Origin of the sequence: Centipeda noxia ATCC 43541 (genome assembly GCF_000160555.1) — a bacterium.
GTDB lineage: Bacteria > Bacillota > Negativicutes > Selenomonadales > Selenomonadaceae > Centipeda > Centipeda noxia.
In genome coordinates, this window is record NZ_GG749286.1 from 1 (window position 1) to 1,470 (window position 1,470).

General features: G+C 56.9%; 3 protein-coding genes. All 3 read left to right on the forward strand.

All coding sequences use genetic code 11. The features are described 5' to 3' along the window. Positions 1-385: molybdopterin-guanine dinucleotide biosynthesis protein B (locus tag HMPREF7545_RS09845; protein WP_006695597.1), on the forward strand; the 385-nt coding region annotated here is incomplete at its 5' end. Between the two features lie 46 nt (positions 386-431). Continuing rightward, positions 432-1,229 carry a formate dehydrogenase accessory sulfurtransferase FdhD gene (gene fdhD / locus HMPREF7545_RS09850; RefSeq protein WP_172664517.1) on the forward strand — a complete coding sequence of 266 codons (798 nt, stop codon included), beginning with the start codon at positions 432-434 and terminating at the stop codon, positions 1,227-1,229. 104 nt (positions 1,230-1,333) lie between these two features. Further along, positions 1,334-1,470 (forward strand): twin-arginine translocation signal domain-containing protein (locus HMPREF7545_RS10530; RefSeq protein ID WP_006695599.1); only part of this gene is annotated, 137 nt, incomplete at its 3' end.

The window sequence follows — 1,470 nt, forward strand, 5'->3', positions numbered from 1 at the left end:
GGAGGGGAAGGATACGGCGCGCTTCTCCGCTGCGGGGGCAGAGGCCGTTGCTGTGAGTGCACCGGATGGTTACTTTATTCTCCAAAAAACGCGTGAACGGCAGGATTTTCAGGACATTATAGAGAAATTAGACGATGTGGATTTATATATTACCGAAAGCCGGTCGCGCGGCGTTCTGCCGACACTGATACTGGACCGCGGCCTTGCCGCACCGGAGATTGACGAGCGCACGGCAGCGCTCTTTGCAAAGGAGAAATCGGCACAGGACACCGAAGAAATCCTGTGCTGCGATCTCGACGATCCGGAGACAGCGGCGCAGATCACTCTCTTTCTTATGGGGCGGCCGCTCTATGGGGCAGACGGCATAATGTTTTTGACGATGTAGGTGCTCGCGTGAGAGCATGCAGTATACGAATGGAAGAATAGAAACGATGGAAATTCAGCGCAGTGACTTTATCGACGTACCCGTGACCCGCTATGTCTCTGAGGAGAATGCGTTTGTCGCGGATCATAAATATACCTCGGAGGAGGTCTTCTTCGACATCGATCTCAACGGGGAGAACTTTACGACGGCGTTCTGTTCACCCGTCGACTTCGAGGATCTCATCGTCGGGATGCTCGCTCAGATGGGACGCATCCGCAGCTTTGACGATATCGTGGAAATGACGGTGGACGCAGAGCATCTGCGCGCCGCGGTCAAGACGACGACGGATGCGCAGTGGTGGGCGGCGGACGCAGTGAAAAATCCGCGCTACTTCTCGGCACGGCGCATCCTGAAACTGCGCCCCGAGGAAATCTTTGAGCGGCCGCGCGACGTGCGCTTCAGCGCGAAGGACATCCTCGCGACAGCGGATGAGCTGCTCGCACATCTCTCCAAGACCCACGATACGACGAACGGCGTCCACAGCGGCGTCCTGTTCGATCAGGCAAACAAGAAAATCCTTGTCTTCCGTGAGGACGTCGGCCGCCATAACGTCTTTGACAAGCTCTATGGCTGGGCGCTCAGGAATCACGTGGAGATTTCCGATAAAATCATCATCTTCAGCGGGCGCTGCTCCTCGGAAATGATGCTCAAACTGGGGCGGATGGGGATCTCCACGGTTGCGGCGAAGTCCGTTCCGACCACCCTCTCGCTCAACATCGCGCGCAAACTCGGCATCACGCTCTGCGCGCGCATGGCGCCGGGCTCGTTCTGCATCTACGCAAACCCTGAGCGCATCACCCTCTGACGGTGTACCTCTGTACATTGCTGAAACCGGGGATATCCTCGTTTCATATAGAAGTTTAGGAGAGCCTGTCGGCGGAATCCCGCCGATACGAAAGGAGAATCACGATGAACCTTAGCAGACGTGACTTTTTGAAAGCCACCGGGCTAAGCGGCGTCGGGCTGGCACTCGCCAGTCTCGGACTTGACGTCGCAACGGTCTCGGCGGCGGCAAAAGAGTACAAGCTGACAGGCGGTCGCGAATT

Coding starts and splice junctions, on each gene's coding strand:
- fdhD (WP_172664517.1), top strand. CDS start 432: ATGGAAATTCAGCGCAGTGACTTTATCGACGTACCCGTGACCCGCTAT.